A 26,827-nucleotide genomic window follows, 5' to 3' on the forward strand; every position below is an offset into this window, starting at 1 on the left:
ACTATGGAGATCATCTTTTATCACCCGACGTTTGATACCCCTTATTGGATTGCCGAACTGAGCAAAAAGCTGCCCGGTGCCAATATTCGTGCCTGGGTGCGCGGGGACAATGCGCCGGCTGACTATGCGCTGGTGTGGCATCCGCCGGTTGAGATGTTACAGGGCAGAACGCTGAAGGCGGTTTTTGCGCTGGGAGCGGGCGTTGACTCGATTCTCAGCAAGCTAAAGGCACATCCGGAGATGTTGCCATTGTCGATCCCCCTGTTCCGCCTTGAAGATACCGGCATGGGTATTCAGATGCAGGAATATGCGGTCAGCCAGGTGTTGCACTGGTTCCGTCGTTTTGATGATTATCAGGCGCAGCAGCGAGAATTTCTCTGGCAGCCGCTGGAGGACTATACCCACGATGCATTCACCGTTGGCATTATGGGCGCGGGGGTTCTTGGCTCAAAGGTCGCGGAAAGCCTGCTGGCGTGGGGTTTCCCGGTACGGGTCTGGAGCCGCAGCCGCAAAGCGTGGCCGCAGGTCACCAGTTTTGCCGGCGAAGGCGAACTGAGTGCGTTCCTCAGCGGTACCCGCGTCCTGATCAACCTGCTGCCGAATACCGCGGAAACCGCTGGCATTATTAAGGCACCGCTGCTTGCGCAGCTTCAGGACAATAGCTACGTGCTTAATCTGGCGCGCGGCGTTCACGTGGTTGAAGACGATCTGTTGGCGGCGCTGGACAGCGGTAAACTCAAAGCGGCGATGCTTGACGTGTTCAGCCGTGAACCGTTGCCGGCTGAAAGTCCGCTGTGGCGTCATCCGCGCGTCACCATGACGCCGCACGTGGCGGCCGTCACCCGTCCGCAGGAAGCTATCGCCTATATTGCCCGCACCATCACGCAGCTGGAGCGCGGTGAAACGCCAGGCGGGCAGGTCGACCGAGTTCGCGGCTATTGAGCCAGGCGTTATAAACGCACGCCATTCCTGCTATCCTTGGTTTATCACGAGAGAGGAGAAAGTGATGTATCCTGTTGACTTACATATGCATACTGTTGCGAGCACGCACGCTTACAGTACCTTGCATGACTATATTGCCGAGGCGAAACGGAAAGGGATTAAGCTCTTCGCCATCACCGATCATGGCCCGGACATGGCCGATGCGCCCCACTATTGGCACTTCGTGAATATGCGTATCTGGCCGCGCGTTGTCGATGGTGTGGGTATCCTGCGCGGTATTGAATCCAATATTAAAAATATTGCGGGTGAGATTGATTGCACCGGGCCGATGCTGACGTCGCTGGACTTTATTATCGCCGGGTTCCATGAGCCGGTTTTCGCGCCGCAGGACAAAGAGACCCATACTCAGGCGATGATCGCGGCGATGGCGAGCGGTAATGTGCATATGATTTCACACCCGGGAAACCCTAAATTCCCGGTGGATATTCCCGCCATCGCGGCGGCGGCGGCGAAATATCATGTGGCGCTGGAAATCAACAACTCATCGTTTGTCAGCTCGCGCGTCGGCAGTGAACATAACTGTCGGGCTATTGCCGCAGCGGTTCGGGATGCGGGGGGCTGGCTGGCCCTGGGCTCGGACTCGCACACCGCGTTCACGCTTGGTGAGTTTACCGAATGCCAGAAGATCCTTGATGCGGTTGATTTCCCGCAGGAGCGGATCCTGAACGTCACGCCGCGACGTTTTCTGAATTTCCTTGAGTCGCGCGGGATGCCGCCGATTCCTGAATTTGCTGAATTTTAACGACTAACTGGAATAATTGAATGAACGAGTTTTCTATCCTCTGCCGCGCGCTGGGTTCTCTGTACTACCGTCAGCCGCAGGATCCGCTGCTGGTGCCGCTGTTTACCCTGATTCGGGAAGGCAAGCTGGCGGCAAGCTGGCCGCTGGAGCAGGATGAACTGCTGGCTCGTCTGCAAAAAAGCTGCGATATCCAGCAGATTGCTGCCGACTATAACGCGCTGTTTGTGGGTGAAGAGTGCCGCGTGCCGCCGGTGCGCAGCGCCTGGGTAGAAGGGGCGAGCGAAGCGGAAGTGCGTGCGTTCCTCAGCGGTCAAGGTATGCCGCTGGGGGAGAGCCCGGCGGATCAGATGGGGACGCTGCTGTTGGCGGCTTCATGGCTGGAAGACAACGTTGAAGATGATAATGAGGCGCTGGAAACCCTGTTTGCCGACTATCTGTTACCGTGGTTTGAAACGTTCCTCGGGAAGGTCGAAGCTCATGCCACGACCGCCTTCTGGCGTACGATGGCACCGCTGACCCGCGAAGCGATTGCGGCCATGTGGGATGAGCTGCAGGAAGAAGCTGAAGAGTGATTTAAGTCACGCTTTTGGTGAAAATGAAATGTATATGATGAACATAATGTGCTCGTGATCTCATTATAACGGCGGGCATCTGCTAAGATGCTCGCCATGAACGTTATCTTAGCTATCGCAATCACAACAGGCATTCTCTCCGGTATCTGGGGATGGGTGGCCGTGTCTCTCGGACTCTTGAGCTGGGCCGGTTTTCTTGGCTGTACGGCCTATTTCGCCTGTCCGCAGGGCGGGCTGAAAGGGCTGGCTATTTCCACCTGCACGACCATGAGCGGGGTTGTCTGGGCGCTGGTGATTATCTACGGCAGCGCATTAGCGCCGCATCTGGAGATTGTCGGCTACATGATGACTGGCGTCGTGGCATTTCTGATGTGCATTCAGTCTAAGCAGCTGCTGTTGTCATTTGTCCCCGGCACGTTTATTGGCGCTTGCGCTACGTTCGCAGGACAGGGCGACTGGCGCGCGGTTGTGCCGTCGCTGCTGGTGGGGTTGTTGTTTGGCTATGCCATGAAAAACAGCGGCCTATGGCTGGCGAATCGTAAGGCGGAACGTAAGCAAACGGAAGAATCGGCGCTATAACGGTTCAGACATGACGAAGACAAAACGGCGGCGGGGGAATACCCTGGCCGCCGTTTTTTTGTCACGCGATCTTAATGTTTGAAGTTATCGTTAGCCCAGGAAACGGCCTGTGTGCGGTTTTTGACGGCTATTTTCTTAAATAAATGATAGAGATGCGTTTTAACGGTACTCTCACTAATAAAGAGCGCACGGGCGATCTCAAGATTGGAGGCACCGATCCGCAGCTTGTTCAGGATCTCTTTCTCGCGATAGGTGAGAATAGTACTTTCCGAATTATCATAGCGATAGTTACCGGAATGCATAATAAGATAGCTTGCTAATTTACGTGAAAAGTAGCATTCGCCTTCCATCACCTTTTGCAGCCCTTTGACCAGAAAGTGTTCTTCATCATGTTCATAGAATATGCCGCTGATGTGCGGCCATGCCTCGATGTCGGGATAGGAGTACTCTTCTGGCGTGTTGAACAGCAATAATTTTGCACCGTTGTTCAATTTGCACAGCGCTTCCTGCCAGGCCTTCATTAACCGTCTATCGGTATCCATCATATCGAAAAGGATAATGCCCGGGTCTAAATTATCAATGTTAACTAGATGAATATTAACAATTTTAATTTCCATCCTGAGTAACTTTTTCAAATTCTGCGACAGGGCACAAGACTGTAATGAAGGCCTTGTGACTAAGGAGAGAGTCTGGTTTGTCGAGGTAAGCTCTTTTGCCATGATGAGTCCCCAATATAAATTATGCAGCAGGCAAATATTATCAAATCATCTATTTAAGCACTGCTGAAATGTGGTTGCTGTATGGATGAAGTGTTTCAAATAAGAGAATTAAAACTAAAGTTTCTTAATTTAAAATTTAGACGCTGATAAACCTAAATCAAGAAATAATCATGAAACATAATGTAAAAATAAATTACAAAATGTAAATAGGGCCGATTTATTAAGTTTTTAACCTGCATTCTTAATGATCATACATATTGCGCCTTTATATTTTATTTTGTTATTATTCAATATGATATCGACTGGTTTATTTTAAGTAATATGATCGCATCAGACAATTTGTGTGATGATTGCGTGTGACCTTAAGCACTTTTCAAACTTTTGTTGAATCGTCTTCTTTATAACGTGTTGTTTTCCGTGTGCGTTATTCGGTTAGCCTCTCGGAGGATTTATTAATACTAAAGGTTGACTTTTTGAAAATAAATCAACCTTTGTTATGAGATCGCCACACCAAACTGGTATGCATTCTCATCCATATAGCATCGAGTCACTCAGTATTATCGGTGTGGTAAACATAATGCAGCTTTCCTTCGATATTTCTAACATGGCGGGGTGGTTTGTTTTCAAAAGTATGATGAGCTAACCGAATACAGATAAATGGGATGCGGTCTGCACTACGGGTTTTATTTAAATTCGTGGCGAGGATTATTATACCATCAAATACTGTGCGTAATCTTTTTTCAGATTGTGCCGGGCAGCTATCAACTTATTTTTGGCCATTATTTTCTTCTTTCGACATTGTCTGCGATAACGGATTGAAAGAAAGACCATTATCTGCAGATTGGCTTTTATCTATATCGTCAGAATGCTAGGTCATTTATCAATGGGTGTCGTGATTATCACCAGTTCTATTTTGTATACATTGCAAAATAATCGATTGTTACGGCAATAGCATACAGCAACTTATAACGTGTGAAAGGGTTCATCATGAAAATGAAGCAACTCGCCATCATTATGGCGCTCACCGTTTTATACCCTGCGACGACTATATATGCCGTAGCTGCAGGTGAGAATGGTAATAACGACAACCGCGGTCAAAATTCAAATAACCGGGGGAATGGCAACGACAACGGAAATGGCGGAAACGGTCAGGATAACGGTCAGGGCGGAGGCGGCAATAGCGGCAGCGACCATGGAGGCGGCGGCAACGGAGGCGGCGGCAACGGCGGTGGTGGCGACCATGGAGGCGGTGGCAACGGAGGCGGCGGTAACGGCGGTGGTGGCGACCATGGAGGCGGCGGCAACGGAGGCGGCGGTAACGGCGGCGGCGGCAATGGAGGCGGCGGTAACGGCGGCGGCGGCAACGGAGGCGGTGGTAACGGCGGCGGCGGCAACGGAGGCGGCGGCAACGGCGGTGGTGGCAACGGAGGCGGTGGCAACGGAGGCGGCGGCAACGGAGGCGGTGGCAACGGAGGCGGCGGCAATGGAGGCGGCGGCAACGGAGGCGGTGGCAACGGAGGCGGCGGCAACGGAGGCGGTGGCAACGGAGGCGGCGGCAATGGAGGCGGCGGCAACGGAGGCGGTGGCAACGGAGGCGGTGGCAACGGAGGCGGCGGCAATGGAGGCGGCGGTAACGGAGGCGGCGGTAACGGCGGTGGTGGCGACCATGGCGGCGGCAACGGCGGTGGTGGCAACGGAGGCGGTGGTAACGGCGGTGGCGGCAATGGAGGCGGCGATAACGGCGGTGGTGGCCAAGGCAGCGGCGGTGGCGATCACGGCGGTATGGGTGGTGGCCAGGGCGGCAGCGACGGTGGCGATCACGGTGGTATGGGTGGCGGCCAGGGCGGCAGCGGCGGCGATCACGGCGGTATGGGTGGTGGCCAGGGCGGCAGCGGCGGCGATCACGGCGGTATGGGTGGTGGCCAGGGCGGCAGCGACGGTGGCGATCACGGTGGTATGGGTGGTGGCCAGGGCGGCAGCGGCGGCGATCACGGCGGTATGGGTGGTGGTCAGGGCGGCAGCGGCGGCGATCACGGTGGTATGGGTGGTGGCCAGGGCGGCAGCGGCGGCGATCACGGCGGTATGGATGGTGGCCAGGGCGGCAGCGGCGGCAATCACGGCGGTATGGGTGGTGGCCAGGGCGGCAGCGGTGGCGATCACGGCGGTATGGGCGGTAATGGCGGCGGTCAGGGTCATAACCCGTTTGGTGGTCATGATAACCACGGTGGCAACGGCGGCGGCAACCAGGGCGGTGGTGATAACCACGGCGGTATGGGCGGCGGTCAGGGTCATAACCCGTTTGGCGGCCATGGTAATCACGGTGGCAACGGCGGCGGTGGCAACCAGGGCGGCGGTGATAATCACGGCGGTATGGGCGGCGGCCAGGGTCATAACCCGTTTGGCGGTCATGGTAATCACGGTGGCAATGGCGGCGGTGGTAACCAGGGCGGTGGTGATAATCACGGCGGTATGGGCGGCGGCCAGGGTCATAACCCGTTTGGCGGTCATGGTCACCACGGCGGTAACGGCGGCGGCGATGATAATCATGGCGGCGGTCACCACGGCGGTAACGGCGGCGGCGATGATAATCATGGCGGCGGTCACCACGGCGGAAACGGCGGCGGCGATGGTAACCATGGCGGTGGTCACCACGGCGGAAACGGCGGCGGCGATGATAACCATGGCGGTGGTCACCACGGTGGTAACGGCGGCGGCGGTAACAACGGCGGCGGTAACAACGGCGGTGGCAACAATGGCGGCGGTAATAACGGTGGCAGCAATGGTGGTAGTAACGTCGGCGGGGTTCAAACAACCAGCGGAATTACGGGCACCACGGTGACGACGACCGGAAGACAATCAAGCGGCAACAACGGCGACAGGTCGCGCTCCGGCTTGTGCAACCAACCGGGTGCTATTGGCTGTAACTTCCGCTAATTGAGCGATAACGCTTTATCGTTAACAAAGCATCAAGACAGATCGTTAGTAAAAGGCCGTAACCCAAGCGTTACGGCCTTTTTTTGTCGTTTGCACGGCAGGCATAAAGTATATGGTTCAGTTGCCGATAATGAGTCTAACTATATAAATTTTCTATATAAAAAGAGATTGCAATTGGCAGGCTTGGTTACTATTGTAAACATAATGTTTACAAAATGTGCTAACTAACCATTTCTGCTTCGGGACAGATCCTGCTCAGGGACGATCTCAGATAAACGGGGAGTTACCATGCAAACATTTACGCGCATTTTCATTCCGATCGTTTCACTGCTGTCTGTTTTTACAACCGGAGCGCTGGCGGCAAACAGCGGTGTTATCCATTTCCGTGGGCAGATTGTCGAATCCCCCTGTGATTATCAAACCCTACCGGGCAAAGTGGGGGTCAGCTGTTATCAGGATGGAAAAACCCGGCACCAGTCGGTTCCCATCCATACGCTGCTGGACGGGCGGCAGTTCGTGAATGAAAAAAGCACCGCCAACCTGCGCTGGATTGATAAGGATAAAAAAACAGCAGTCCTCACCGTGGAATACAAATAGCCGAAACGAAATGACGAGTCGTGTTGTCTATGGTAGATAATCGATTTGTCTGAGTGAGAGGATAGTAAGCATGGCCGAACGAATTCAGGTGCTGCAGGGGGATATCACCACCCTGGAGGTGGATGTTATCGTCAATGCAGCCAACCCTTCGTTAATGGGCGGTGGCGGCGTTGATGGTGCGATTCATCGCGCTGCCGGGCCGTCGTTACAGGAAGCCTGCGCGGTTGTGCGTCAGCAGCAGGGGACCTGTCCGACGGGGCATGCGGTGATTACGCATGCGGGAAACCTGAAAGCAAAAGCCGTGATTCACACGGTCGGGCCGGTGTGGCAGGGGGGCGGTGAGCAGGAAGCATCGTTGTTACAGCAGGCGTATTATAACAGCCTTCAGCTGGCGCTGGATAATGGCTATCACACGCTCGCCTTTCCGGCGATCTCAACGGGCGCTTATGGCTACCCGCTGAAGGCGGCAACGGAAATCGCCGTCAGCACGGTGGCGGCATTTTTGACCCGCCGTAGCCTACCGGAGACGGTCTATTTCGTGTGCTTTGATGACGCGACCACCCGGTTGTATCGGGAGGTACTTGGCCAGACGAGAATCCCCGTTCTGGCCAACGATGCGAACACTTAGTGGCTGGCAGCCTGGGTTTTCGTCACCTTTTGCTGCGGTTTACCGGAAAACAGGAAACGCAGCAACGGGATACGCAGGTGAATTTCATAGAGCACCAGCGCACAGCCGACCACAAAGACCAGCCCCGTCAGGAAGCCGAGTGAGTTTGAGCTGATGCTCGGCATAATCCATGCGCCATAGAACAGCGTTAGCGGATGGTGTACTAAATAGATAAACAAGGAAGCATTCACGAAATAGGTCACGCGGGCAGACTGGAAGTTGAGCATGCGGTGACCGAACGAGAACACGACGTTCACCATCCACAGCCCCAGCACCATCGTAATCAGGTATTCCGTTTCATACATCCATGCGTCGCCAGAACCATAGTGCTGGTTCAGGCGGTAGGCGATAAAGCCGAGCAGCGCCGCGACGATGCACCACGGTGACGGGGTGGTGAACAGGGTTTTGAGCTTTGGATGAATAAAGGCCAGCGCGCCCAGGATAAAGAACGGCACGTAAAATAGCGTCTGCATCACTACAAAGTTGAACAGCCCATCGCTCAGAATCGGCGGATAGACGATGAAAATGGTGCGACGGATGGCGGCGTAGAGCAGGCCAAGCAGCAGAAACATGACCGTCAGTTTGCCCATCGTCATGTTATCGAAAAGATCCGCGCGACGGCGCGTCTGGCGACGGCGCATAAAGCGGAAGGCCATAATCCCGAGCGTGGTGAGCACCACCAGCACAAGCAGGAACCACAGGTGTGACACCAGCTCCCAGGCCAGCGTATTATATTTTTGGTAAAACGTCAGCGTATGCCACGTTTCCGTCTTACCCTTAACGTATTGCAGCATCAAAAATTGCGGCAGCGTGAGCAGCGGAATGGCGGTTAGCATCGGGATACCGACCCGTTCCACGCGAACTTTCCACCATTTTTTCAGCGGGTAACGCAGAAAAAGCATGTAGGAAAAGTAGCCGGAAATGACAAAGAACACCTGCATGCGAAACGCGTGCACAAAATCGTTAAACAGCGTCAGCCACCATGACGGCGTCGGGCTGTTCATATGCCAGGTGTGGGTCGAATACAAAAGTGAGATGTGAAAGGGGATCCCCAGCAGCATCAGCCAGGCCCGGATCGAGTCGAGAAAATATTCACGCTGTGCGGGTTTGTTATTCATAGGGTTAGGTACGATTCTCAGACTAATCGCCTTACAGCGTAAGGTGATAAAGTTTACATTCGTTGGCAACCCTACACGAACTCTGGTTACCTGTCTCCAGGATAAGCACGCAAAGTGCAAAGCGCAGTTAACAGTTGCTTACTCGATAAGCCACCGCGCTCAACAATACGGGGATTATGTTGTCGGATAGCTTGAATTTCCAGTAAAATGGATCGGATCGATTTAAGCACACAAAGGGGGAAGTGCTTAGTTATATGAAACAGAAACCACAGATGATGAAACTGCGTTGGTTAGGCGCAGCCGTAATGTTGTCCCTGTGTACTTCATCTGCATGGGCATTCAGTATTGATGACGTTGCAAAGCAGGCTAAAACGCTGGCGGGCAAGAGCTACGAAGCGCCAAAAAGCAACCTGCCTTCCGTCTTCCGCGACATGAAATACGCGGACTACCAGCAAATCCAGTTTAATCACGATAAGGCATACTGGAGCAAAGTTAAGACCCCGTTTAAGCTCGAATTCTACCATCAGGGTATGTATTTCGACACGCCGGTGACGATTAATGAAGTCACGGCAACCTCCGTGCGCAAAATTAAGTACAGCCCGGACTACTTCACGTTCGGCGACGTTCAGCATGACAAAGATACCGTGAAGGATCTTGGCTTCGCGGGCTTCAAAGTGCTGTACCCGATCAACAGCAAAGACAAAAACGACGAAATCGTCAGCATGCTGGGCGCCAGCTACTTCCGCGTGCTGGGTCAGGGCCAGGTTTATGGTCTGTCCGCTCGCGGTCTGGCGATTGATACCGCCCTGCCGTCCGGCGAAGAGTTCCCGCGTTTTCGCGAATACTGGATCGAGCGTCCGAAAGCGACCGACAAGCGCCTGACGATTTATGCGCTGCTGGATTCCCCGCGCGCGACCGGTGCTTACCGCTTCGTGGTGATGCCGGGCCGCGATACCGTGGTTGACGTACAGACCAAAATTTATCTGCGCGATAAAGTCGGTAAGCTGGGCGTCGCGCCGCTGACCAGCATGTTCCTGTTCGGGCCGAACCAGCCTTCTACCACAACCAACTATCGCCCGGCGCTGCACGACTCTAACGGTCTGTCTATTCATGCCGGTAACGATGAGTGGATCTGGCGTCCGCTGAACAACCCGAAACATCTGGCCGTCAGCAGCTATGCGACCGAAAACCCGCAGGGCTTTGGCCTGTTACAGCGTGGCCGCCAGTTCTCTCGTTTCGAAGATCTTGATGACCGCTACGATCTGCGCCCAAGCGCCTGGATCACCCCGAAAGGCGATTGGGGCAAAGGCACCGTTGAGCTGGTAGAGATTCCGACCAACGACGAAACCAACGATAACATCGTTGCATACTGGACGCCGGACAAGCTGCCGGAAGCCGGTAAAGAGATGAACTATAAGTACACCATCACCTTCACCCGTGACGAAGACAAACTGCACGATGCGGACAGCGCATACGTGATGCAGACGCGTCGCTCCACCGGTGATGTGAAGCAGTCGAACCTGATCCGTCAGCCGGACGGTACGCAGGCGTTTATCATCGACTTTACCGGCGCGGATATGCGCAAAATGCCGCAGGACACGCCGGTAACGGCGCAGGCCAGCATCGGTGATAACGGTGAAATCGTTGAAAACAGCGTTCGCTACAATCCGGTGACCAAAGGCTGGCGTCTGACGCTGCGCGTGAAGGTGAAAGATCCGAAGAAAACCACTGAAATGCGCGCTGCGCTGGTCAACGCTGACCAGACGCTGAGTGAAACCTGGAGCTATCAGCTGCCTGCAAATGAATAAGACAACGAAGTATATCGACGCACTGTCGCTTACGGATGCAGAAAAAGCGGCGCTCCCGGACACGACGCTGCGCGCCGTGCACGAAGCGCTGGATGACGAGCATCAGGCTTTTCCACGCGATGACGACACGCCGCTGGCGTCCGTGAAGGCGCGTCTGGAAGAGGGCTGGCCGGACTCCCTGGGCGGCGAGCAGCTTATCAAAGACGACGAAGGGCGCACGCAGCTGCAGGCGATGCCGAAAGCAACGCGCTCTTCTATGTTCCCGGACCCGTGGCGGACCAACCCGGTCGGCCGCTTTTGGGATCGTCTACGTGGTCGCGATGTCACCCCGCGCTACCTGTCTCGTCTCACCAAAGAAGAGCAGGAGCATGAGGCGAAATGGCGTACGGTGGGTTCGTTACGCCGTTACACCCTGTTGATCCTGACGCTGGCGCAGACCGTCGTCGCCACCTGGTATATGAAGACCATCCTGCCGTATCAGGGCTGGGCGCTGATTAACCCGGCCGATATGGTCGGGCAAAATCTGTGGGTCTCCTTTATGCAGCTGCTGCCATATCTGCTGCAAACCGGGATTCTGATCCTTTTCGCCGTGCTGTTCTGCTGGGTCTCCGCCGGTTTCTGGACCGCGCTGATGGGCTTCTTACAGCTGCTGATAGGTCGCGATAAGTACAGTATTTCTGCGTCAACCGTTGGCGATGAGCCGCTAAATCCAGAGCACCGGACGGCGCTGATCATGCCTATCTGTAATGAAGACGTCTCTCGCGTCTTCGCCGGCCTGCGTGCGACCTGGGAGTCGGTGAAGGCCACGGGCCAGCAGAAGCACTTCGACGTGTATATCCTCAGCGACAGCTACAATCCGGATATCTGCGTTGCGGAGCAAAAGGCCTGGATGGAGCTGATTGCCGAAGTGCAAGGGGAAGGGCAGATCTTCTATCGCCGTCGCCGCCGTCGCGTGAAGCGTAAAAGCGGTAACATCGATGATTTCTGTCGTCGTTGGGGTAACCAGTACAGCTATATGGTCGTGCTGGACGCTGACTCGGTGATGTCCGGCGACTGCCTGACTAACCTGGTGCGTCTGATGGAAGCGAATCCGAACGCGGGGATCATCCAGTCTTCGCCGCGCGCTTCCGGTATGGACACCCTGTACGCGCGCTGCCAGCAGTTTGCTACCCGCGTCTACGGGCCGTTGTTTACCGCCGGTCTGCACTTCTGGCAGCTCGGTGAATCGCACTATTGGGGGCACAACGCCATCATCCGCGTGAAGCCGTTTATCGAGCACTGCGCGCTGGCGCCGCTGCCGGGCGACGGTAACTTTGCCGGGTCGATTCTGTCGCATGACTTTGTTGAAGCCGCGCTGATGCGTCGCGCAGGGTGGGGCGTATGGATCGCCTACGACCTGCCGGGCTCCTATGAAGAACTGCCGCCGAACCTGCTGGACGAACTGAAGCGTGACCGCCGCTGGTGTCAGGGTAACCTGATGAACTTCCGCCTGTTCCTGGTGAAAGGGATGCACCCGGTTCACCGTGCGGTGTTCCTGACCGGCGTGATGTCCTACCTGTCTGCGCCGCTGTGGTTTATGTTCCTGGCCCTGTCGACCGCACTGCAGGTGGTTCACGCCCTGACCGAGCCGCAGTACTTCCTGCAGCCGCGTCAGCTGTTCCCGGTATGGCCACAGTGGCGTCCTGAGCTGGCGATTGCGCTGTTTGCATCGACCATGGTGCTGCTGTTCCTGCCGAAACTGCTGAGTATCATCCTCGTATGGTGCAAAGGGTCGAAAGAGTACGGCGGTTTTATGCGCGTGACGATCTCTCTGCTGCTTGAAGTCCTGTTCTCTGTGCTGCTGGCGCCGGTACGTATGCTGTTCCACACCGTGTTTGTGGTCAGCGCGTTCCTCGGCTGGGAAGTGGTCTGGAACTCGCCGCAGCGTGACGATGACTCTACGCCGTGGAGCGAAGCCTTTATGCGTCATGGTTCTCAGCTGCTGCTGGGGCTGGTATGGGCGGTCGGGATGGCGTGGCTGGATCTGCGCTTCCTGTTCTGGCTGGCGCCGATTGTGTTCTCGCTGATCCTCTCGCCATTCGTGTCGGTGATTTCCAGCCGTTCCACTATGGGGCTGCGCACCAAGCGCTGGAAGCTGTTCCTGATTCCGGAAGAGTACAGCACGCCGAAAGTGCTGGCCGATACCGAAGCCTATCTGGAACAGAACCGTGCGCGCGTGCTGGACGATGGCTTTATGCACGCGGTGTTTAACCCGTCGTTTAACGCCCTGGCCACGGCGATGGCCACCGCGCGTCACCGCGCGAGCCACGTGCTGGAGATCGCTCGCGATCGCCACGTCGAGCAGGCGCTGAACGAAACGCCGGACAAGCTGAACCGCGATCGTCGCCTGGTACTGCTGAGCGACCCGGTCACGCTGTCGCGAATGCACTATCGTGTTTGGGCCGCACCGGAGAAATACTCCTCATGGGTGGCCGAGTACGATAAGCTGACGCTGAACCCGCTGGCGCTGAAAGCCAAATAGCGCGGCGCTTCTCTGGCGTCGGTATTGTGCCTCGTCCGGGCTGCCGGTTAGTAGCCCGGGCAAGTGTGGCACCGCCAGAGAGGGCTCTGAGCCATTGTTTGCCGCAAAAAATACCGGCCATCAAGCCGGTATTTTTTTGTCTGTTTAATGAGGAGAATGACGTGATAAGAATCATACTGGTTGCCGCCATGGCGATCGTGCTCAGCGGATGCGGTAGTATTATCAGTCGAACGATCCCCGGGCAGGGCCACGGAAACCAGTACTATCCGGGCGTGAAGTGGGACCTGCGCGACTCTGCCTGGCGCTATGTCACCATCATCGACCTGCCGTTTTCACTGGTGTTTGACACGCTGCTGCTCCCTATTGACGCCAGCCATGGCCCCTACGAGTAGCTAGCGTTCATCCCATTCATCCGCGGCGGTCTGCCCCTCTTCCGTATCGAGAGAGGGCTCCAGCTGGTATTCGCCTTCGTCCCACTCGTGCAGCGTGTTTTCCTCCAGCCACTCCTGACGCAGTTCTATCTCATCAAAATCGCCGTCAAACACGCTCTGCGCGGCTTCACCGCTGAGCATAGGCAGACACTCTCCTTCACCGTCTTCATCGGCGAAGAACTCGGCCTGCCACATGATGTCACCGTCTTGTAAAACGTACTTTTGCATATTGAACTGCTGTACGTCCGCTTCACTCTCCTCAAGACCAGGGTTATCGGCGAGAAAAGTTTCGCGTGCCGCATCAATAGCTTCTTCGAGCGTGGCGTATAAAGTCATCTCAACTCCCTGCAATTTGACGTGGTATTTAGGGAAATAATAGCTGAAGTTTTCGGTTGTACACGCCCTGCGCGATGTTTTCATACTCAGCGCAGGGCAGGGATGACTAGGGGCGGGAGGGCTCGGGGCTACGGCGCAGGCTAAAACCGGTATAAATAGCGTTAAACAGGACCACCGTGGCGGTGACGCAGAATACGGCGCGGAAACCGTAGTTGGCCGACACCGCGGCGCCGATTAGCGGCCCGGTGACGTTACCGATATCGCGGAACGACTGGTTATAGCTGAATATGCGCCCGGCGATCTGATTACTGGAGTTATAGACCAGCAGCGTTTGGACGGCCGGCAGCAGCGCGCCGTCAGCGGCACCGAGCAGAAAACGCAGAATGCCAAGCTGCAGCGGGTTTTGTACAAACGACATGGGAATCAGCAGCAGCACGGAAACGATCAGCGCGGCAATCAGAATTTTTTCTGGCCCAATACGATCGCCCAGCTTGCCTAACCGCGGCGCGCAGATCAACGCCGCCACGCCGGGTACCGAGGCTATCATGCCGCTGACAAAGGCAATATCGCTGATGTTACCCGCTAAATCGCGGACGTAGAGCGTCAGAATGGGGGCAATCGAGCCGGTCGCCACCTGAATAATCAGCGTGGTGACGAACAGGCTGAGCACCAGTTCGCGGTTTTTCAGCGAACCAAACACCTCTTTGACGTGCAGCATCTCTTTTTTGGACACCGGCGTGAACTGTTCGCGGATGAAAAACAGCGTCAGCACAAAGCAGATAAACAGCACGGTAGCGGTCATAAAGAACACCGGACGCAGACCATAGTTATCGGCCAGAAAGCCGCCGGCCAGCGGCCCGAGCAGCGCACCGCTGACGGCGCCGGTGGACAGCGTGCCCAGCGCCCAACCGCTCTTATGGCGTGGAATTTGCGTGGCGATCAGCGCATTGGCGTTGGGAATAAAGCCGCCAAGCAGGCCGAGCAGCGCGCGCAGAATCAGAAACTGCCAGATATTCTGCGCCATCCCCATCAGCAGCATGACGATAGCCATGCCTAGCGCCGAGCGCAGCAGCATGATTTTACGCCCCTTGCGGTCGGCTAATCCGCCCCACAGCGGCGAGGCGATAGCGGAAAACAGGAACGTGATGCTGAATACCAGGCCAGACCACATGTTCAGCGCGCCATGTCCGGTCACGCCAAGCTGTTCAACGTAAAGCGGGAGGAAGGGCATGACGAGGCTGAAGGCGGCGCCGGTTAAAAAACAGCCTAGCCAGACGACAGCGAGGTTACGCTTCCAGTTAATGGGGGCATCTGAGGGTTGCATAAGGTTCCGTAGGAAAAAGGGTGTATTTGTAAGCCTGCTAATTATGCGCCTGTGTTCATATCACCGCAACGCGAAGGGCTTTTAAAGCTAAAACGCGCGCGGTCGGGGACCGCGCACGGGGGATCAGTAGCGAGAAGGAACGCCTTCCGGGCGGGTTTTAAAGCGTCGGTGCAGCCACATATATTGCTCGGGGGCCATCATGATGCATTTCTCAACGACGGTGTTCATCCACGCCGCGGTAGTTTCAGCATCATCGAGCGGCGGATTACACTCCGGTTCAAGGATGATCAGCTCATAGCCTTTACCGTCCGGCTTACGACGCGGTACGAACGGTACCACGCAGGCCTTTGACATTTTGGCCAGCATCCAGGTGCCGGAGGTCGTCGCGGCGTCTTTAACCGCAAACAGCGGTACAAACACGCTGGCGCGCGGGCCGTAGTCGTGATCCGGCGCGTACCAGATAATCTCGCCGTTTTTCAGCGCTCTGATCATGCCCTTCAGATCCTTACGATCGATCATGCTTTTATTCGAGCGCATGCGGCCCCAGGTCTGCAGCCAGTCAAGAACCGGATTGTCGTTTGGCCGATAGACGCCGATCCCCGGGTTATGGATACCGAACATACGGGCACCCATTTCGAGGGTCAGGAAATGGATACCGATCAGCAGAACGCCGCGCCCTGAATCCTGCACGCTGCGAATGTGTTCGAGGCCGCTGGCGTCCATCCAGCGATTGATGCGTTTAGTCGGCCAGAACCAGGCGATGCCGGTTTCCATCACGCCCATGCCCACGGACTCAAAATTCTTTACCACCATTCGGTGACGCTCGGCCGCGCTCATTTCCGGGAAACAGAGCTCAAGGTTGCGATAGGCAATTTTCGCGCGGCGCTTCATCAAGCGCATGGCCAGATGCCCCATGGCGTTGCCGAGGCGATAGATGACCGGATACGGCAGTTGAACAACCAGCCAGAGCAGGCCAATACCCAGCCAGGAGGGCCAGTAGCGGGGGTGCAGCAGCGCAGCGGTGAACTTAGGTAACTGGGTCATGTGTTTCCTGTTTTTACGAGCAACGGGTTCTATTGTCGCACTATTTTTCCCTCAACCAAAATGCGGGGGGCGCAAGTGGCGCTATTTTAGGCAGAGTTTTTACGCGCCAGGATTAATGGTGATGAAAATGTAGCGCAAAATGTGGGGATGTAAATTAACGATGATTGCTATATCATGCGCCCCGATCATAACTCTCCATTCTCTTTTGCAGGATAAGAACACCATGCCAGTGTTGCATAACCGCATTTCGAATGAGACGCTGAAAGCGCAAATGCTGGCTGAAACCGAGCCGCGCACCACCATCTCATTCTATAAATATTTCACCATCGTCGATCCAAAAGCGACCCGCGATGCCCTCTACATTGCGCTGACCGAACTGAAGGTCTTTGGTCGCATCTATCTCGCCCATGAAGGGATTAACGCCCAGATAAGCGTGCCGGCAAGTCAGGTCGGAAGCCTGCGTGAGCGTCTGTACCGCTTCGATCCGGCGCTGAAGGACCTGCGTCTGAACATCGCGCTGGATGATGACGGCAAATCCTTCTGGGTGCTGCGTATGAAGGTGCGCGATCGTATCGTGGCCGACGGCATTGACGATCCGACCTTTGACGCCAGCGACGTTGGCGATTATCTGAAGGCGGCGGAAGTGAACGCCATGCTTGACGATCCGGATGCGGTGTTTATCGATATGCGTAATCATTACGAATATGAGGTAGGCCATTTCGAACAGGCGCTGGAGATCCCGGCGGACACCTTCCGCGAACAGCTGCCGAAAGCCGTTGAGATGATGCAGGAACATAAAGATAAAAAGATCGTGATGTACTGTACCGGCGGTATTCGTTGTGAAAAAGCCAGCGCATGGATGAAACACAACGGCTTTAAGCAGGTGTGGCATATTGAAGGCGGAATCATTGAATACGCCCGCCGCGCTCGCGAGCAGGGGCTGCCGGTGCGCTTTATTGGCAAGAATTTTGTCTTTGATGAGCGGATGGGCGAGCGTATTTCCGATGAGGTCATCGCGCATTGCCACCAGTGCGGAACGCCGTGCGACAGCCACACCAACTGTCTTAATGACGGCTGCCATCTGCTGTTTATCCAGTGCCCGGCCTGTGCCGAGAAGTTCGAAGGCTGCTGCAGTGAAGTGTGTCAGGAAGAACACAAGCTGCCGGAAGAGGAACAGCGTCAGCGCCGCGCCGGCCGTGAAAACGGCAATAAGATCTTTAATAAATCGCGCGGCCGTCTGAATACCCGTCTGGGGATCCCCGACCCCCAGACGCATAATGACTAGCTGAAATAGAGCCAGAGAAGGTCGGCGATGGCCAACAGCATCGATAGCGTCAGATAGAGCATCAGATGCTCGCGAATATTGTTGACCAGAAAGTAGAACAGACGGCGCATAGTCATTCCTGCTAAACGGCCCCGCATCGTCGGGGCCGTTGCTATTTTAGCGGTTAAAGCGGGTGAGGGCGAAGGGACTTAAGTCGAATGCCGGGGCTTGCTGCTGCGCAAACTGCGCGGCAATTTCGCCCAGCACGGTGGCAAACTTAAATCCGTGACCGCTGAGACCGCCGATAAACAGCACATCGGGCTGGCCCGGCAGGGTATCAATAATAAAATCTTCGTCTGGCGAATTGTCATAGGTGCAGGCTGCTCCGTGCAGACAGCCGCCGATACCCGGCAGAATCTGACGCAGGAAGCTAAATGCCTCCGAGCCGTCGGTGGCTACTGCGCCAAACGCTTTACGTTCTTGCGGCTGGTGAATCAGCTGGCCACCGTTGTGCTTACCTATCTTCAGTTCGTTGTCGACGGCCGGAAAACCGTAGAACTGATCGCCGTTCGGCAGCTCGCCGGTGAAGGCCGGGAAGTTATTTTTTTGGCTGTAGCGGCCGTCGGCCTGAAACCAGGCAAAAACCTTACGTACCGGCTGAATCGGCAGCTCAGGGTAAAACTGCTTTACCCAGGTCCCGGCGGTCAGCAGCAGTTTTTTACCTCGCCAGCTACCTTCGGCGGTGTCAATCGTCACGCCGTCAGCATCGCTGTGAATCGCGGTGACCGGGCAGTTAAACAGCTGGGCGCAGCCAGCCTCTTTGGCCATGGCAATCAGCGTTTTGACCGCCAGCTCGCTTTTCAGTACGCCAGAACCCGGCTCGAAAATAGCCCGGTAATGGGCGGGTACGGTAATCTCCGGCCAGCGGGCCATCAGCGCGTCGGCATCAAGCTGCTCTACCTCGAGGTTAAACTGTGCGGCGCTGTGGGCCACGGTGCGCAAAAATTCGGAATCAGCAGGGCCAAGATTGACCACGCCGCTGCGCTCGAACAACGGCTCGCCGCTGACGGCGGCCAGTTCGTCCCACAGCGCCTGGGCACGCAGCACCAGCGGAACATACTTCTCGCCTTCGCCGTAGGCATGACGCATCAGGCGGGTGTCGCCGTGGTGGCTGCCTTCATGATGAGGCGGCATATGGGCGTCGGTCATCAGAACGTTCAGGCCCGCTTTACGGGCGTAATATCCAGCCGCGGCACCAACGGAGCCGCTGCCCAGAATAATGAGATCGTATTGCATAGTCTTTCCTGACGCGATAATAAGGCCGAAATCTGTGTTTTGTAGAGTAATTAAGCCACAGTTGTTATACAAGCGTGAAAACAAGAAAGGCACCCTAAGGTGCCTGTTTGCCCGAAATCGGCGGAAAGTATCGGCGTTAGTGCCTGCGATACTCGTTGACCTGGTAATCGCCAGATTCAATTTTGGCAATCCCGGCTTCCAGTATGGAAATAAACTGACGTGCGACGTCCGTGGTTAGCCACAAGGTCTGGCCAACTTCTGCCTCTTTGCTGCTCGATTGATTGGGGTCTTGGTAGTGCAGGCGCAACATCAGCGCATCATAGCTGTCTACGGTGCTGATGTCCCATCCGACGAGGGGATGGGTCTGGATGACTTCATTATTCTTTTCCATCATAACCCCTTATTTACGTGTTAAAAGGCAACAACTCTCGAGGTTTAATGCAATTTTTTGTGAAGCTTTATCAGTATACAACACTTCAATAAATACTCGAGAATCGAAATCAAAAGCAACATAAATTCCTGAGTCAGCGGCCTGTTTGCGCAATAAACAACCATGTCGGCCATTGTTTTGCCGCTAATGTAAAAAGTGGGGATGGATCACAAAAAAACAAGCGGGAAGATAAAAAAGCCGGGGCGACCCGGCAAAGACACAATGAGGGAAAAACTAATCGGTGATGAACCAGTCGTCGGCGCTTTCCCAGGTTTCCTGGAGGATTTCGCTGATGCGGTCTTTGTCTTCTTTAATGCCGCCGATCACGGAAAGGTTATTGTTGGCCGCATAGCGCACGCTGACGGCGCCATCACGGTCCGGAAATTGAGAGTTGATACGGCGGGAAAGTTCGTTGGCCAGCGCGTCTAAGGCGCCTGCCGGCAACGCGGTGGTTTTTGCAATAGTGACTTCAATGCGCATAATTGCCCCCTGTGTAATATACTGTATATTTATACAGTCACTCGCGAATATTTACAACAGGGGGCGTGATTTTATTTTTTTACCGTCCAGCGCAGCGTTTCCCCGGCGAGGAACGGCACCAGGGTGTCATCGCTCAGGGCGATGCTTTCGGCGACCTGGCTTTCTTCGCGCACCAGTTCGACGTAGCCGTCGTTCACCGGCAGGCCGTAGAAACGCGGGCCGTTGAGGGAGCAGAAGCCCTCAAAGTGCGATAAGGCATTCATCTCTTCAAACACCGTTGCGTAGCTGCCCAACGCGGTCGGCGCATTAAAGCAGCCGGCGCAGCCGCAGCTGGCTTCTTTACGATGGCGAGCGTGGGGCGCGGAGTCGGTGCCGAGGAACGCGCGTTCAAAGCCGCTAGCGACCAGCTCACGCAGCGCCTGCTGGTGAATATTACGCTTGAGAATCGGCAGGCAGTACAGATGCGGGCGCACGCCGCCGACCAGCATATGGTTACGGTTAAACATCAGATGCTGCGGTGTGATAGTGGCGGCAAGCAGATCGTTACCGTCGCGCACGTACTCGGCGGCATCTTTGGTGGTGATATGCTCAAACACCACTTTCAGGCCCTGCAGGCGCTGGCGCAGCGGCTCCATGACGGTGTCGATAAAGCGCGCTTCACGGTCGAAGATATCGATGTCCGCGTGGGTGACTTCACCGTGCACCAGCAGCGGCATACCCAATTTTTCCATGCGCTCAAGCACCGGCATAATCGCATCGGTGCTGGTGACGCCGTGGCTGGAGTTGGTGGTGGCATTGGCCGGGTACAGCTTGGCGGCGGTGAATACGCCTTCGTTAAAGCCGCGCTCCAGCTCATTCGGATCGAGAGTATCGGTCAGATAGCAGGTCATCAGCGGCGTGAAATCGTGCCCGGCGGGAACGGCGTCGAGAATACGCTGGCGGTAAGCGATCGCGGCGTCGACGGTGGTAATCGGCGGAACCAGGTTCGGCATGATAATTGCGCGGCCATACAGCTCACTGGTATACGGTACAACCGTTTTCAGCATCTCGCCGTCGCGAAGATGGATGTGCCAGTCGTCTGGGCGGCGAATTTTCAGAACTTGCGGTAGTGCGGTCATGTAAGGCTCCGGCTGGTGGGATATCAGTCATTTTTGCCGGGCACTAAGGATAAGCGGAAACGTTTTCCTTTGCATCCTTTTCTGTAAAAAATAACGCGGGGAGGGTGATGCCCGATACGCGATCGGGCATACGTGGCACGAGGCTTAATTGGTGAACGGGATGATAATTTCGCCCGGCTTGACTTCAATGCCCTTGGCGTATTTCTTCGCCAGCGCTTCGCCTCTGCTGGCGTCTTCTTTCAGCACATAGGCCGGCTGCTGGTTAAAGTAGGTACGCAGGGACTGGTTGAGATACGGGATTAACGTCTGTACGACTGACTGCATTTTCTCTGGCGTCACTTTGGCATCCACCACTTCCATTTCCTGCAGGTAAATGGCTCCCTGCTCCTGGTTAAACACCGGCAGCGCCTTCAGCGTCAGCGCGATGTTGGCTTTCTGGCTGCCAAACAACGAATTCAGGTCCAGCTTCGCATCGCCGCTGAGGGTCACTTTATTGGGCTCTGCGCGGCCAATCGCACTGGTCAGATTGTTAAGGACGATATGGGCGTCGGCGACGCCGGGGACCCCGATATCTTTGGAGAAGTTATTCCGTTTTTGCAACGCCTGGTTAATCTCCTGCTCGCTGACGGAATACTGCGTCAGCTGATTACAGCCGACGACCAGACCGCTGACGATCAGGGCGGCAATGACAAACAATTTTTTCATGGGGTTCCTCAACGTAAAGCGTTGTATGCATCCTGACATAAAGCAGCATACGCTGTCAGTAGGTCTCTGACAGCGGAAAATACTGAAAGTGCCGCCGACGGACAAAATGGCTGAGGCCGTGGGCCGCGAAACGGCGTGAAAGCGGTCGCGTACGCCGATCAATAACGCCACGAGACGGGGCACCGATGACAAAAAAACCGCCGCTGCGTTTTATCACATTTCTCAATTGCTTAGCCGCAGAGGCCCGGCCAGGCGAAACATCTTCATTTTCCGCGCTATCTCACCTTTTCACGTATTGCCAGCGGTAACCCTTTTTTATCACAATGCAAAAAGACAGCGTGTTGTTTTCATTGGCTGCCGTCAGGCAGGTATAGTGAAATGACCAGGGTATAGATTGGGTACAGGAGTAGTGAGATGTTTGGCTATCGCAGTAATGTGCCGAAAGTGAGGTTAACGACGGACCGGCTGGTTGTTCGGCTGATCCATGACCGCGACGCATGGCGTCTGGCGGACTATTACGCCGAAAATCGGCAGTTTTTAAAACCCTGGGAGCCCATTCGCGATGACAGCCACTGCTACCCCTCCGGGTGGCAGGCGCGCCTGTCGATGATTAATGAATTCCATAAGCAGGGCACGGCCTTTTATTTTGCGCTGCTCGACCCGGAAGAGAAGGAAATTATCGGTGTAGCCAATTTCTCCAACGTGGTGCGCGGTTCATTTCACGCCTGCTATCTCGGTTACTCGATTGGCCAGAAATGGCAGGGGCAGGGCATGATGTACGAAGCGCTCACCAGCGCCATTCGCTATATGCAGCGCACGCAGCATATTCACCGCATTATGGCGAACTATATGCCGCATAATCAGCGCAGCGGGAATCTGCTGGCGCGCCTTGGCTTCGAAAAAGAAGGTTATGCGAAGGACTACTTATTGATTGACGGCGAATGGCGCGATCACGTGCTGACCGCGTTAACCACCCCACAATGGACGCCTGGCCGCTAAGGAAAAACGATGAAATACCAATTAACACCTCTTGAAGCTCGAGTGATCGGCTGTCTGCTGGAAAAGCAGGTCACCACGCCGGAGCAGTATCCGCTGTCCATTAACGCCGTGGCGACGGCCTGTAACCAGAAAACCAACCGCGAGCCGGTGATGACGCTCAGCGAAGCCGAGGTGCAGGAGCAGCTCGATACCCTGGTGAAGCGCCATTATTTACGCACGGTGAGCGGCTTCGGCAATCGTGTGACCAAATACGAGCAGCGTTTTTGTAACTCTGAGTTCGGCGATCTGAAGCTCTCCTCCGCGGAAGTGGCGCTGGTCACTACGCTGCTGCTGCGCGGGGCTCAAACCCCTGGCGAGCTGCGCGGTCGCGCCCAGCGGATGCACGAATTTGCCGATATGGCGGAAGTCGAAAGCACCCTTGAACGGCTGGCAAACCGCGAGGACGGCCCGTTTGTGGTGCGCCTGCCGCGCGAGCCGGGTAAACGTGAAAGCCGCTACATGCATCTGTTCAGCGGCGAGGTCGACCTCCAGACTGCGGCGGTTCAGAGCGACGCGTCGGCGGTCGATGACGATCTGCGCGCGCGCGTTGAGGTGCTGGAAGGTGAGGTTGCCGAACTGAAACAGCGGCTGGATTCACTGCTGGCGCATTTAGGGGAGTAATCAGCATGGCGAAGATTCGCATTGGCGTCGTTGGGCTGGGCGGAATCGCCCAGAAGGCGTGGCTGCCGGTCGTCAGCGCGGCGACCGACTGGACGCTGCAGGCGGCGTGGTCGCCGGGCAAAGAGAAAGCGCTGAAGGTGTGCGAAGCCTACCGAATGCCGTATGCCGACTCGCTGGCGTCGTTGGCGGCCCAGTGCGACGCGGTCTTTGTGCATAGCTCTACCGCCTCGCACTACGCGGTGGTGAGCGAGCTGCTCAATGCCGGCGTTCACGTCTGCGTGGATAAGCCGCTGGCCGATAAGCTCGACGACGCCGAACGCCTGGTGGCGCTGGCGGCACGTAAAAATCTGACCCTGATGGTGGGCTTTAACCGTCGCTTCTCGCCGCTGTATCGCGAGCTGAAAAAGCGCGCGGGAGAGATGTCTTCGCTGCGCATGGATAAACACCGTAGCGATAGCGTCGGGCCGCACGATCTGCGCTTTACCCTGCTTGATGATTACCTGCACGTGGTCGACACCGCGCTATGGCTGGCGGGGGGCAGAGCGAAGCTCGGCGGCGGCGTTCTGCACACCACCGACGAAGGCTGTCTGTTCTATGCTGAGCATCACTTCAGTCAGCCGGGTCTGCAAATCACCACCAGCATGCACCGCCGCGCGGGCAGCCAGCGTGAGTCAGTGCTGGCGGTCGCGGACGGTGGTCTGTACGACGTGACCGACATGCGCGAATGGCGTGAGGAGCGCGGCGCGGGCGTGGTGACCCGGCCGATTCCCGGCTGGCAAACCACGCTTGAGCAGCGCGGTTTTGTGGGTTGCGCGCGACACTTTATCGAATGCGTGCAAAATCAGACCGTTCCGGAAACGGCGGGAGAGCAGGCCATCCTGGCGCAGCGTATCGTTGAAGGGCTGTGGCGTGAGGCGATCCGCGAGTAGGACGTGCCGTAGGCCGGATAAGCGCAGCGCCATCCGGCACCCTATGGCACATGACCGGAGCAATCCACTGTAACAACTGGCAGTAGCAATTCATCCCGAACCCGGTAGACTAACGCCACTTTTTTAGCGCTCATCCATCGGGCGCTCGTTCCGGTTTGTGGAATCACAAGTTAATGAACCTATTAAAATCGCTGGCAGCCGTCAGCTCGATGACAATGTTTTCGCGCGTGCTGGGTTTTGCGCGCGACGCGATTGTGGCCAGGGTGTTTGGTGCCGGTATGGCAACCGACGCCTTTTTCGTGGCGTTTAAGCTGCCGAACCTGCTGCGCCGTATCTTTGCCGAAGGCGCTTTTTCCCAAGCATTCGTGCCGATTCTTGCCGAATACAAAAGCAAACAGGGCGAAGAGGCCACGCGGGTCTTTGTCGCCTATGTCTCCGGGCTGCTGACGCTGGCGCTGGCGATCGTCACCGTGCTCGGGATGCTGGCGGCGCCGTGGGTGATCACCATTACCGCACCGGGCTTTGCCGATACCGCCGATAAGTTTGCGCTGACCACGCAGCTGCTGCGCATTACCTTCCCGTATATCCTGCTGATCTCGCTGGCTTCGCTGGTGGGGGCCATTCTGAACACCTGGAACCGTTTCTCGGTGCCGGCCTTTGCGCCGACGTTCCTCAATATCAGCATGATAGGCTTTGCGCTGTTTGCCGCGCCGCACTTCCATCCGCCGGTGCTGGCGCTGGCGTGGGCGGTAACGGTCGGCGGCGTGCTGCAGCTGGCCTATCAGCTGCCGCACCTGAAAAAAATTGGCATGCTGGTGCTGCCGCGTATCAGCTTTAAAGATGCTGGCGCGGTGCGGGTGGTGAAACAGATGGGGCCGGCGATCCTCGGCGTCTCGGTCAGCCAGATCTCACTCATCATCAATACCATCTTTGCTTCGTTCCTCGTCTCGGGCTCCGTGTCGTGGATGTACTACGCCGATCGCCTGATGGAGTTCCCCTCCGGCGTGCTGGGCGTGGCGCTGGGCACCATTCTGCTGCCGTCGCTGTCGAAAAGTTTCGCCAGCGGCAACCACGATGAATATTGCCGCCTGATGGACTGGGGGCTGCGTTTATGCTTCCTGCTGGCGCTGCCGAGCGCCGTGGCGTTGGGTATTCTGGCTAAACCGCTCACCGTCGCGCTGTTCCAGTATGGCAAGTTTACCGCCTTTGACGCGGCCATGACTCAGCGCGCGCTGGTCGCCTACTCGGTTGGCCTGATGGGGCTGATTGTGGTGAAGGTGCTGGCGCCGGGCTTTTACTCGCGTCAGGACATTAAAACGCCGGTTAAAATTGCCATCGTGACGCTGATCATGACCCAGGTGATGAACCTGGCGTTTATCGGCCCGCTTAAACACGCCGGGCTGTCGCTGTCGATTGGTCTGGCAGCCTGTCTGAACGCTGCGCTGCTGTACTGGCAACTGCGTAAGCAGAAAATCTTCACGCCGCAGCCGGGCTGGGGCGCGTTCTTAGTGCGTCTGGTGGTGTCGGTGCTGGTCATGGCGGCCGCGCTGCTCGGCATGATGTACGTGATGCCGGAGTGGTCGCTGGGCACCATGCCATATCGTCTGCTGCGCCTGCTGGGCGTGGTGGTGGTCGGCGTGGTGGCCTATTTTGCGACGCTGGCGATTCTGGGCTTCAAGATTAAAGAGTTTGCGCGCCGGACGGCGTAATGAAGGGGCACTTCGCGGGGTCGTTTTTGACCCCGCACGCTGTCAGACAGAGAATTTCTTCGCGCTGCGGGCGATAGGGTTGCCCGCCGCCTGACCATCCTTTCCGTACAGCCCCGTTTCCTGATACGGCTTCAGTACCGCAATCGCCTGCTGGTTGCGGACAATCTGCCCTTCCAGAAGCCAGCCGTTATGCTGGTTTAAGCGACGCAGCTGCTGCGTGGTCTCGGTAATATGCTGCCAGCGGCCGCTGATGTCTTCAGCATCGTCGCTGCGCTGGGCGTCTTGTTCGACGCGACGCTGTTTTTCCAGGTAGTCCAGCGTGGCCAGCAGAGAGCTTTTCTCTTCCGTAATGCTGGCAAGCTGCAGGCCGTTAACGTTACCCGCAGAGAGCTGCTGTTGCTCAGCATCCATCACCGTTTTCAACGAATGAAGGATGCTGGTCATTTGGTCCAGAATGGCTGACAAACTGCTCATGTGATTATTTACTCTGCAGATAATCTTGCGTGTCCTGGATTAACGCGTCGGCAATTTTACCGGTGTCCATCTTTAACTCGCCGTTACGAATGGCGGTTTTCAGTTCCTCAACGCGCGCCATATTGATATCACCGCTGCTTGAACGGGTCAGTGCGGTCTGTGCATTGCTCAGGGTGACGCTGGCGCTGGTGGCCGTTTCGGTTTTTTCCGCGCGCACTTTCTGTGAATGGGTTTCCGGAGTTTCGCGATGCTGTACCGCCGTTACCGCTTTCAAAGATGATGTACGATCGATGCTCATGATGTATTCCTCATTGGAGGCTTTTGTATGGCGCAGGCGCCGACTCTCATTAATTGTTAATTATCTATCGG

The 26,827-nt window shown here is 56.1% G+C and carries 28 protein-coding genes; 14 read left to right on the top strand and 14 right to left on the bottom strand.

Going from position 1 to position 26,827, the window contains the following annotated elements; genetic code table 11:
• The first annotated feature begins 3 nt into the window (after positions 1 to 3).
• The 4 genes from ghrA (at position 4) to H7R58_RS08905 (ending at position 2,895) form a co-directional block, all read left to right on the top strand.
• Entirely contained in the window at positions 4 to 942 is a 939-nt protein-coding gene (ghrA, locus tag H7R58_RS08890) for a glyoxylate/hydroxypyruvate reductase GhrA (protein ID WP_182929112.1), read from the top strand.
• Between the two features lie 64 nt (positions 943 to 1,006).
• Complete coding sequence (locus tag H7R58_RS08895) at positions 1,007 to 1,744, top strand: phosphatase (RefSeq protein ID WP_181357985.1); 738 nt, start codon at positions 1,007 to 1,009, stop codon at positions 1,742 to 1,744.
• Positions 1,745 to 1,764: 20 nt separating this feature from the next.
• Complete coding sequence (locus tag H7R58_RS08900; RefSeq protein ID WP_106926246.1) at positions 1,765 to 2,316, top strand: TorD/DmsD family molecular chaperone; 552 nt, start codon at positions 1,765 to 1,767, stop codon at positions 2,314 to 2,316.
• 96 nt (positions 2,317 to 2,412) lie between these two features.
• Complete coding sequence (locus H7R58_RS08905; protein WP_182929111.1) at positions 2,413 to 2,895, top strand: DUF1097 domain-containing protein; 483 nt, start codon at positions 2,413 to 2,415, stop codon at positions 2,893 to 2,895.
• A 71-nt stretch (positions 2,896 to 2,966) separates the two neighbouring features.
• Here H7R58_RS08905 and csgD read toward each other — a convergent pair whose 3' ends face one another.
• On the bottom strand, positions 2,967 to 3,614 hold the full coding sequence (gene csgD, locus H7R58_RS08910) for a biofilm master transcriptional regulator CsgD (RefSeq protein WP_106926250.1): 648 nt from the start codon (positions 3,612 to 3,614) through the stop codon (positions 2,967 to 2,969).
• Positions 3,615 to 4,715: 1,101 nt separating this feature from the next.
• Positions 4,716 to 6,422: a hypothetical protein gene (locus H7R58_RS08915; RefSeq protein ID WP_182934701.1), complete on the bottom strand. Its 1,707-nt coding sequence runs from the start codon at positions 6,420 to 6,422 to the stop codon at positions 4,716 to 4,718.
• A gap of 414 nt (positions 6,423 to 6,836) precedes the next feature.
• Between H7R58_RS08915 and H7R58_RS08920 the strand changes: the two genes are divergently transcribed.
• Positions 6,837 to 7,145 carry a hypothetical protein gene (locus H7R58_RS08920; RefSeq protein ID WP_106926252.1) on the top strand — a complete coding sequence of 103 codons (309 nt, stop codon included), beginning with the start codon at positions 6,837 to 6,839 and terminating at the stop codon, positions 7,143 to 7,145.
• Positions 7,146 to 7,215: 70 nt separating this feature from the next.
• Entirely contained in the window at positions 7,216 to 7,773 is a 558-nt protein-coding gene (gene ymdB, locus H7R58_RS08925) for an O-acetyl-ADP-ribose deacetylase (protein WP_106926254.1), read from the top strand.
• Here ymdB and mdoC read toward each other — a convergent pair.
• A complete protein-coding gene (mdoC, locus tag H7R58_RS08930; RefSeq protein ID WP_106926256.1) occupies positions 7,770 to 8,930 on the bottom strand; it encodes a glucans biosynthesis protein MdoC in 1,161 nt (386 codons plus the stop codon). The genes ymdB and mdoC overlap by 4 nt on opposite strands.
• Positions 8,931 to 9,184: 254 nt before the next feature.
• Between mdoC and mdoG the strand changes: the two genes are divergently transcribed.
• The 3 genes from mdoG (at position 9,185) to H7R58_RS08945 (ending at position 13,651) form a co-directional block, all read left to right on the top strand.
• A complete protein-coding gene (gene mdoG / locus H7R58_RS08935; protein ID WP_106926258.1) occupies positions 9,185 to 10,738 on the top strand; it encodes a glucans biosynthesis protein MdoG in 1,554 nt (517 codons plus the stop codon).
• On the top strand, positions 10,731 to 13,259 hold the full coding sequence (mdoH, locus tag H7R58_RS08940) for a glucans biosynthesis glucosyltransferase MdoH (RefSeq protein WP_182929106.1): 2,529 nt from the start codon (positions 10,731 to 10,733) through the stop codon (positions 13,257 to 13,259). The genes mdoG and mdoH overlap by 8 nt, the downstream gene beginning before the upstream one ends.
• A gap of 164 nt (positions 13,260 to 13,423) precedes the next feature.
• The gene (locus H7R58_RS08945) at positions 13,424 to 13,651 is read left to right on the top strand and encodes a YceK/YidQ family lipoprotein (RefSeq protein ID WP_106926607.1); all 228 of its coding nucleotides are present in this window, start codon (positions 13,424 to 13,426) and stop codon (positions 13,649 to 13,651) included.
• On the opposite strand, the gene H7R58_RS08950 is transcribed toward H7R58_RS08945, so the two are convergent.
• The 3 genes from H7R58_RS08950 to H7R58_RS08960 all read right to left on the bottom strand — a co-directional run bounded on the left by H7R58_RS08950 (position 13,652) and on the right by H7R58_RS08960 (position 16,394).
• A complete protein-coding gene (locus H7R58_RS08950; protein WP_106926262.1) occupies positions 13,652 to 14,026 on the bottom strand; it encodes a MysB family protein in 375 nt (124 codons plus the stop codon).
• 106 nt (positions 14,027 to 14,132) lie between these two features.
• The gene (gene mdtG / locus H7R58_RS08955) at positions 14,133 to 15,350 is read right to left on the bottom strand and encodes a multidrug efflux MFS transporter MdtG (RefSeq protein WP_106926264.1); all 1,218 of its coding nucleotides are present in this window, start codon (positions 15,348 to 15,350) and stop codon (positions 14,133 to 14,135) included.
• Positions 15,351 to 15,473: 123 nt separating this feature from the next.
• A complete protein-coding gene (locus tag H7R58_RS08960) occupies positions 15,474 to 16,394 on the bottom strand; it encodes a Kdo(2)-lipid IV(A) acyltransferase (protein ID WP_182929105.1) in 921 nt (306 codons plus the stop codon).
• 223 nt (positions 16,395 to 16,617) lie between these two features.
• Between H7R58_RS08960 and H7R58_RS08965 the strand changes: the two genes are divergently transcribed.
• A complete protein-coding gene (locus tag H7R58_RS08965) occupies positions 16,618 to 17,679 on the top strand; it encodes an oxygen-dependent tRNA uridine(34) hydroxylase TrhO (protein WP_106926268.1) in 1,062 nt (353 codons plus the stop codon).
• Here the strand turns inward: H7R58_RS08965 and H7R58_RS08970 are convergent.
• The 6 genes from H7R58_RS08970 to H7R58_RS08995 all read right to left on the bottom strand — a co-directional run bounded on the left by H7R58_RS08970 (position 17,676) and on the right by H7R58_RS08995 (position 21,687).
• Complete coding sequence (locus H7R58_RS08970; protein WP_106926270.1) at positions 17,676 to 17,789, bottom strand: YceO family protein; 114 nt, start codon at positions 17,787 to 17,789, stop codon at positions 17,676 to 17,678. The genes H7R58_RS08965 and H7R58_RS08970 overlap by 4 nt on opposite strands.
• Positions 17,790 to 17,835: 46 nt before the next feature.
• Positions 17,836 to 18,954 (bottom strand): N-methyl-L-tryptophan oxidase, encoded by a 1,119-nt coding sequence (solA, locus tag H7R58_RS08975; protein ID WP_106926272.1) that lies wholly within the window; start codon positions 18,952 to 18,954, stop codon positions 17,836 to 17,838.
• Positions 18,955 to 19,090: 136 nt separating this feature from the next.
• Positions 19,091 to 19,345, bottom strand: coding sequence for a biofilm formation regulator BssS (gene bssS / locus H7R58_RS08980; RefSeq protein ID WP_182929104.1), 255 nt, complete (start codon positions 19,343 to 19,345; stop codon positions 19,091 to 19,093).
• Between the two features lie 273 nt (positions 19,346 to 19,618).
• Complete coding sequence (gene dinI, locus H7R58_RS08985) at positions 19,619 to 19,864, bottom strand: DNA damage-inducible protein I (protein ID WP_106926276.1); 246 nt, start codon at positions 19,862 to 19,864, stop codon at positions 19,619 to 19,621.
• A 71-nt stretch (positions 19,865 to 19,935) separates the two neighbouring features.
• Positions 19,936 to 20,982, bottom strand: a complete 1,047-nt coding sequence (gene pyrC / locus H7R58_RS08990) for a dihydroorotase (RefSeq protein ID WP_182929103.1) — start codon at positions 20,980 to 20,982, stop codon at positions 19,936 to 19,938.
• A 144-nt stretch (positions 20,983 to 21,126) separates the two neighbouring features.
• Positions 21,127 to 21,687 carry a lipoprotein gene (locus tag H7R58_RS08995; RefSeq protein ID WP_106926280.1) on the bottom strand — a complete coding sequence of 187 codons (561 nt, stop codon included), beginning with the start codon at positions 21,685 to 21,687 and terminating at the stop codon, positions 21,127 to 21,129.
• Positions 21,688 to 22,101: 414 nt separating this feature from the next.
• On the opposite strand from H7R58_RS08995, the gene rimJ reads away from it, so the two are divergent.
• The 4 genes from rimJ (at position 22,102) to murJ (ending at position 25,984) form a co-directional block, all read left to right on the top strand.
• Positions 22,102 to 22,686: a ribosomal protein S5-alanine N-acetyltransferase gene (gene rimJ, locus H7R58_RS09000; RefSeq protein WP_106926282.1), complete on the top strand. Its 585-nt coding sequence runs from the start codon at positions 22,102 to 22,104 to the stop codon at positions 22,684 to 22,686.
• A 9-nt stretch (positions 22,687 to 22,695) separates the two neighbouring features.
• Positions 22,696 to 23,346 (top strand): YceH family protein, encoded by a 651-nt coding sequence (locus H7R58_RS09005; protein ID WP_106926284.1) that lies wholly within the window; start codon positions 22,696 to 22,698, stop codon positions 23,344 to 23,346.
• Positions 23,347 to 23,351: 5 nt separating this feature from the next.
• Positions 23,352 to 24,275 carry a Gfo/Idh/MocA family protein gene (locus H7R58_RS09010; RefSeq protein ID WP_182929102.1) on the top strand — a complete coding sequence of 308 codons (924 nt, stop codon included), beginning with the start codon at positions 23,352 to 23,354 and terminating at the stop codon, positions 24,273 to 24,275.
• A gap of 173 nt (positions 24,276 to 24,448) precedes the next feature.
• Positions 24,449 to 25,984 (top strand): murein biosynthesis integral membrane protein MurJ, encoded by a 1,536-nt coding sequence (murJ, locus tag H7R58_RS09015; protein ID WP_106926288.1) that lies wholly within the window; start codon positions 24,449 to 24,451, stop codon positions 25,982 to 25,984.
• Between the two features lie 42 nt (positions 25,985 to 26,026).
• On the opposite strand, the gene flgN is transcribed toward murJ, so the two are convergent.
• Both flgN and flgM read right to left on the bottom strand, forming a co-directional pair.
• Complete coding sequence (flgN, locus tag H7R58_RS09020) at positions 26,027 to 26,458, bottom strand: flagella biosynthesis chaperone FlgN (RefSeq protein ID WP_106926290.1); 432 nt, start codon at positions 26,456 to 26,458, stop codon at positions 26,027 to 26,029.
• A 4-nt stretch (positions 26,459 to 26,462) separates the two neighbouring features.
• Positions 26,463 to 26,756: a flagellar biosynthesis anti-sigma factor FlgM gene (gene flgM, locus H7R58_RS09025; protein ID WP_106926292.1), complete on the bottom strand. Its 294-nt coding sequence runs from the start codon at positions 26,754 to 26,756 to the stop codon at positions 26,463 to 26,465.
• Positions 26,757 to 26,827 lie beyond the last annotated feature (71 nt).

The sequence above is a fragment of the Klebsiella sp. WP4-W18-ESBL-05 genome (assembly GCF_014169075.1).
Classification (GTDB): domain Bacteria; phylum Pseudomonadota; class Gammaproteobacteria; order Enterobacterales; family Enterobacteriaceae; genus Kluyvera; species Kluyvera ascorbata_B.